At 51.7% G+C, this 6,406-nt stretch carries 7 protein-coding genes; 5 read left to right on the top strand and 2 right to left on the bottom strand.

Translation table 11 applies throughout. From position 1 onward, the window contains the following. Positions 1-320: hypothetical protein (locus tag Q0X35_RS05625; protein WP_297566393.1), on the bottom strand; the 320-nt coding region annotated here is incomplete at its 3' end. Continuing rightward, complete coding sequence (locus tag Q0X35_RS05630) at positions 317-1,567, bottom strand: RuBisCO large subunit C-terminal-like domain-containing protein (protein WP_297566395.1); 1,251 nt, start codon at positions 1,565-1,567, stop codon at positions 317-319. The genes Q0X35_RS05630 and Q0X35_RS05625, both read right to left, overlap by 4 nt. Before the next feature lie 151 nt (positions 1,568-1,718). On the opposite strand from Q0X35_RS05630, the gene Q0X35_RS05635 reads away from it, so the two are divergent. The 5 genes from Q0X35_RS05635 to Q0X35_RS05655 form a co-directional block, all read left to right on the top strand. Beyond that, positions 1,719-2,792 carry an MBL fold metallo-hydrolase gene (locus tag Q0X35_RS05635; RefSeq protein ID WP_297566397.1) on the top strand — a complete coding sequence of 358 codons (1,074 nt, stop codon included), beginning with the start codon at positions 1,719-1,721 and terminating at the stop codon, positions 2,790-2,792. Positions 2,793-2,885: 93 nt separating this feature from the next. Further along, positions 2,886-3,170 carry a HigA family addiction module antitoxin gene (locus tag Q0X35_RS05640; protein WP_297566399.1) on the top strand — a complete coding sequence of 95 codons (285 nt, stop codon included), beginning with the start codon at positions 2,886-2,888 and terminating at the stop codon, positions 3,168-3,170. Between the two features lie 137 nt (positions 3,171-3,307). Next, positions 3,308-4,330: an ADP-ribosylglycohydrolase family protein gene (locus Q0X35_RS05645; protein ID WP_297566401.1), complete on the top strand. Its 1,023-nt coding sequence runs from the start codon at positions 3,308-3,310 to the stop codon at positions 4,328-4,330. Next, positions 4,330-5,748: a cytosine permease gene (locus tag Q0X35_RS05650; protein WP_297566403.1), complete on the top strand. Its 1,419-nt coding sequence runs from the start codon at positions 4,330-4,332 to the stop codon at positions 5,746-5,748. The genes Q0X35_RS05645 and Q0X35_RS05650 overlap by 1 nt, the downstream gene beginning before the upstream one ends. Beyond that, the coding region (locus Q0X35_RS05655) for a PfkB family carbohydrate kinase (RefSeq protein WP_297566405.1) at positions 5,745-6,406 on the top strand (662 nt) is incomplete at its 3' end. The genes Q0X35_RS05650 and Q0X35_RS05655, both read left to right, overlap by 4 nt.

Consider the following 6,406-nt stretch of genomic DNA (forward strand, 5'->3'; position numbering starts at 1 on the left):
GAGATTAGAATAACGGTCTCGTGGGCTCGGAGATGTGTATAAGAGACAGGATTCACACAACAAAAAGGAATCAAACGCTCAGGATATTTGTTACATTCGCGTAAAACGAAATCATTTATGCGCCTAATATGGGCATCAGATAAATCTGGTTCATATGCAAGGGCCACCGCAATCGACAAATCAATGCCGTTTTTATCCATAGCAGCTACTAAAGCATCGGCATCGCAAGAAAGAGAACGGCTGGAGTCATAGCCGCTAATCTGAGGTGGAATATCCGATTCTTCCCAAATATGGGAATGGACATCTACGCGTTTGCTCATTTAACTACTCCAAATACATCTAAGGCGGTTGCTAATTCGCTATGCTCGCGAGCTGCTTCTTCCAGCGATATGCCCTCCATATAGGAGTCGATTGCCTGATACATTGCCCGCACTCCGGCAGCTGGCCCTTGCGGATGCCCTTGAATAGCTCCGCCGGAGGCCAAGACGATGTCGGTGCCTAAATCTTCTAAGTATCTGTGGACTACCCCGGGTTTCACTCCACCACCGACGATGGGGAATGCAGGCTTTAAGCCGTTCGTTGGCGTGAGCATTTTGCGTGCGGTAGCTAGATACGCCGCTTTCCGCATGGGATATCCGCTGTAAGGAGTATTGATAACTGCCATATCAGCACCTACGAGCCGGGGGAAAAATCCGAGCGCTAAAGCGGCAGACATGCCGGAGGAAGCGTTTTCGTAATAGGTATTAGCCGAGGCATAGTGGCCGAGAATCGGCACATCAAACTTTTCTCGCAATTCGACGACGCTGCCGTAGCCGACCGCCGCATAGCACACCATGAGTGCGCGTGCTCCGGCGTCAATAGCCCGCTGGGCATTTTCGAATAAAGCCGTGCCTTGCGCAGTGATATTAGGTACGTAAATAGTGCGGTGGCCAGTTTCCGCAAAAGCCTGCTCAGCAGCTTTGTTATAAGCGGCTACCCGTTTATCAATCGGAGAAAATTCGGGATCTCCCATAAGCTCATCGTCTTTGATTAAATCCGGAGCGCCCAGGGCAGTTTCGCGGAAGATTTCACTTCCTTGGGCAGGAGTGAGGCCGGTACACGGTTTAATCATATTGAGCAGCAGAGGGCGGGATTCGACCCCGAGCAGCTTTCGCAGCCCCGCTACCCCGTGCTTAGGGCCGGGGAACTTATCTGCTAGCGATGCGGGAAGTTGAATATCGGTGAGTTTTGCCGCCATAGAAGTGGAGGCATCATTTCCCAGCAACGAGGTGAAAAGGCGGGGCATATCAGCTCCGATACTCACAGCCGGCAGAGAAAGAGTCGCAGCGTAGGTCGCGGTATCTTCCGCATCGGTCACCAAATCGCTGGAATCTAAGGCTTTAATATCGACGACTTCACCCTGGTAGGCATCAATCATCTCTTCTGTTAAGCCCGGTACGGCTACCCAGGTTCCAATAGTTTGCCCTACGGCGAAGGCACGAACTTTTTCTAATGGATCCACATTGGCAGGGATAGAAAAGGTATATGTCGCGAGGACCGCGTCATCCTTATTGTATTCCGGGGACATATTGCTCCTTCTCGTCATTGGGAATGTTACATACGATAATACATTAATCACCGTTCATGTGATAATGATACATGAAAAATGTTATGTCTTGGTAATAAGTTCATTTTAAGTAGTTTTGTGTTAGATCCATTATAAGCGGAGGATAAGACTTATGATAAGACTTATGCGAAAGATTGATACTCGTATTATTTTGCTTGGTACGGCTGGCGGCGCAGTCACTTGGGGGGCTCCGGATGCGGAATCGCCCTGCCGTTATGGGACTTCCACGGCGCTAGTAGTCGATGGGAAAATTTACGTGATCGATTTTGGCATGGGAGTGGCGCGGCAGCTAACGAAGGCAAATCCACTAGAGCGCCCGGAAGCGAAAATTTTTACCGATCTGCAAGCTTTGTTTATTACCCATATGCATTCAGATCACACTTTGGATTTATCGAATCTGCTGCTATGTGGATATAACCAAGGGTGGCCAGAGCATAGAGTCGAAGTATACGGCCCGTGGGAAAGGACTCTTAGCCCGTATTTTTATGCAAATTTGCCGGAACCGGATATACAAACGCCCGGTGCAGAAAAATTTGTGGAAAATCTGTTGGCCGCATTCGAAGCTGAAACTTTAGATAGGGTCTACGGCGCAAATAAACGCGCTCCGCAAGACATGATTGTGGGAGTTGATGTGCGGCGTCCGGAGGTAATCGGGCGCGATGCTTATGGGGAGTTTTGTCAATCTGGGGGAGCTGATTCGCAGAGTGAGCGCGCTCAGCAACCGGTGGAGCCGTTCTTCGTATATGAAGATGATCGAGTGCATGTGAGCGCCACCTTGGCGGAACATGGAACTATGTATCCGGCTTTTGCCTACCGCTTTGATACCGACGCTGGTTCGGTAGTCTTTTCCGGCGATACCGGGCCTTCTGAGAATATAATTCGCCTCGCCACCGGCGCAGATGTATTGGTACACGAAGTAGTAGATTCCAATTTTGCTCGTTGGCAATTCGGAAATCCTCCCTATACCCCCAAGCAGCAGCGAGCACTGGATGTGGTATTCCAGAAACACTGCTCGGTAGAAACTGTGGGCTCGATTGCCCAGCGCTGTGCAGTGCGCACATTGGTGCTCAACCACTTTGTTCCGGGTCATCTACCTCAAGGATATTGGGCAGCGAAAGTGACGGGTTTCGATGGGCGCGTCATCGAAGGCCGCGATTTAGATACCGTATACCTTGCGCAAGCGTAGCCACATATAGCGCGTATGGCGCGTATGGCCGAGCTTCCCCAGGTAGAGTTACTTATTGATTACCTTGATTATCACTGAGGAGGGTGAGAGAAAATGAGTATGAAAAATCCGGTATATCCTGGGGCGGTAATTCGGGAAGATTTCTTAAATGAACTTGGTATTTCGGTGAGTGCCGCTAGCCAAAAATTGGGAATATCTCGGGTTGCATTGTCGCGTGTTTTAAACGGTAGAGCAGTTTTAACGCCTAATTTGGCTTTGCGTCTTGAACTTGCAGGAATTGGTGATGCTCGTATGTGGTTAGATATGCAGACCGCTTATGAGTTAAGCCAAGCTCGTATGGCCGAGCTTCCCCGGGTAGAGCCACTTATCGCTCTGTAGCGCTTTTGTGAGATGAGTACCTTAAAGAGGCTACTGACTTCGCAAAACTTTTTAGCGGAGCAAGTGACTAGTCTGCTCGACCCAGATCATTTCCGATTTCGCAATGTATTTAATAGCCAGAAAGAAAGGGAAGAGGGATGAAAGATATCACCACCGAAAAAGAAAAACTGGCTCGCGCCCAGCTCTGCCTGCAAACTACTGCCTATGCCGATGCGCTGGGTATGCCAACTCAAGACCTCACTCGGCAAAGCATCGAAGCTGAATATGGCTTTGTGGATACTTTGGTGGCTGCCGGGCCAGCGCAGGAAATAGCGCACGGTGCCCCCGCGGGCATGGTTACCGATGATACTGAACAGACCTTTATGCTGGCGAAAATTTTGATAGAACGCGGCGAAGTGCCACCGCTAGAATTTGCCCACGGGCTGCTGGAGTGGGAAAAAGATATGATTGCGCGCGGCTCTCTCGATTTGCTCGGCCCCTCTACTAAGCGAGCTATCTCCGCTTTAGAAGACGGCGTGCCCCCTAGCGAAACGGGAAAATACGGCACCACGAATGGTGCGGCGATGCGCATTTCTCCGGTGGGGATAGCCTTCGATCTTTCCGATCGGCAGCGGTTTATGGCAGCGGTGGTGCAGGCTTCGCAAGTCACCCACAATACTAATGTGGCATTGCAAGGGGCGATGCTGGTGGCGGGAGCAGTGAGCGCGGGAATTGCGGGTGCCTCTCGGCCGGAAGCCTTGGAGATAGGGCTCGACTTAGCGCGCGAAGCTGCCACCTGTGGCAATCAGGTGTGCGCTCCCGATATTTATTTGCGTTCTCTGTGGGCTATCCAACTTCTCAAAAAATGCACTTCCCGCGAGGAAATTTTAGATACGCTGTTCTACCAAATCTGTACTTCCTGTGCTTCGCATGAGTCAATTCCAGCTGTAGCGGCCTTGTGCGCTCTAGACGTCAGCGCCAATGAAGTACTTTTGTTGGCGGCAAATGCCGGCGGAGATACGGATACGGTGGGGGCAATGGCCGGAGCAATTCTCGGCGCTTGCGGCGACTCTGCCAGGATTCCACCGGAATCATTAGAACTAGTCACGACTTTAAATTCATTACCGATAGCACAAACTGCAGCAAGTCTAGTATCGCTGCGAATTTCTAAGGAGAAATAATGTCTAATACGGAAACGCCCGCCGAAGGTTGGCGCTCACTACTCGAAGTTGAAGATCGGGGAATTGAACCAATTCCCGCTTCGGAACAGACCAGCGGCCCCGCCGAACTATTTTGGATTTGGTTTGCGGGAAATATCTCCATCCTCGGTATCCCATTGGGAATCTGGGTAGTAGCTGGAGAGCTGAATTTCTGGCAGGCGCTAATCGCCGGAGCGGTGGGAGCGGTAGCCTCTTTCGCTATCGTAGGTGTCGTATCGATCACCGGCCAGCGGGGCGGTGCGCCCACTTTGACGCTTTCACGTGCCACTTTCGGCACTCGCGGTAACTATTTTCCCACCTTGGTAGCTATTCTTTCCCGCTGGGGTTGGGAGACGGTAAATACTGTGACGGCGGCCTTTGCGGCAATTTCTATCGGCACCGTCATTGTCGGTTCGGAGCTCACTCCGCGTAGCCATCCGTGGATTGCAATCGTGGCAGTACTCCTATTCCTCGCGCTCACCTTGGCGGTATCCGGAGTGGGGCATCAGATGCTCGCTGTATTCCAAAAGTGGGCCACCTACATTTTCGGTGTGCTCACCCTAGTGGTAGTTGGCTTCATAGTGGCGAAAGTGGATTGGAGTATGGTGCTGAGCGCGGAAGCTGGCTCGTGGGGCACGGTACTAATGGGTATCGGCGTGGTCGCTTCTGGTACCGGTATTGCTTGGGCTAATTCGGGTGCTGATATCGGGCGTTACCAATCCAAGAAAGTATCTCCGGCGACTCTGATCCTCACCTGTGCAGCCGGCGCTGGTATTCCGCTAATTATTATGATTGGCACTGGCTCGCTGATTGCTATCACCAATCCAGAGTTTGACGCCGGCAACCCGCTGGCTTCGATTCCAGCTCTACTGCCAGCCTGGATGTCAATCCCCTTCTTGATTTCTGCCTTTGCTGGGCTGCTGCTTTCCAACAATATCTCGGTGTACTCTTCCGGTTTAACCCTATTGACCATGGGCATGAAAGTGCGCCGCATCGTAGCCGTAGCTGCTGATTTAATGGTCAGCCTAGTTGGTTCGATGGTGTTCCTCTTCCTCTTTGAAAGTTTCTACGATGCTTTCATCGGCTTCATTACCTTGTTGGCAATTCCGCTCACTGCCTGGTTGGGAGTGTTCTTGGTAGACATGATTAAGCGCACCACCTATAGTTCTGACGACTTATTGGATATGACTCCGCGTTCTGCTTACTGGTATCAAGGCGGCTTTGAAGTGCGCGTGCTGGCGTCGTGGCTAGTAGCTTTGGGTGCCGGTTTCCTATTCAAATTCGCGCTTCCCGATTCTTTCATTGCCCAGCAGGGGCTGGAGTGGCTGGTAGCCTTGCTGGTTTCCGGCTTGCTCTATCTGGCATTGGGCGGAGCTAAAGGCGCAGGTGTAAAAAAATGAGAATGATCAATACGGGCAGCGTAATCGTAGATCAGGTGATCCGGCTGCCGAAAATGCCAGAACCGGGTGGAGACGTAATCGCCAACAGTACGGAACTGGTGGCGGGTGGCGGCCTCAACTCCATGCTAGGAGCAGCGCGCTACGGCATGAAAGTAGTGTACTGCGGGCTGGTCGGCACGGGGCCATTTGCCGATATTATTGGGCAGGCGCTGGAAAAAGACGGTATTTCCTCTATTTTTCCGCGCGTACCCGATGCCGATAACGGCTACTGCGTGGCATTCGTAGAAGATTCTGCAGAACGCACCTTTGTAACTACGCTCGGGGTAGAAGGCGATTTTGGCTATGAACACTTAGCTGCAATCCAGCTAGAGCCGGGTGATTTGATCTATATCTCTGGCTATAGCTTGGCCACTGAATCCAATGCGGAGGGCTTGGCTAAATGGCTAGCGGAGATTCCAGCAGATATTCCGGTGGTGGTAGATCCTTCGCCGTTGATCTCGGAGTTGCCGCACGAGCTTTACGCGCCGCTACTTGCGCGGGCCGATATTTGGTCTTGCAATGAGCGCGAAGCAGAAATCTTGGGAGAATCCGGCTCCGATGCCGCTAATGCAGCTGCAATCAAGAAATTGCTCAAGAAAGACGCTGCCGTGGTGGTGCG

It is taken from the genome of uncultured Arcanobacterium sp., from assembly GCF_947253055.1.
GTDB lineage: Bacteria > Actinomycetota > Actinomycetes > Actinomycetales > Actinomycetaceae > Arcanobacterium_A.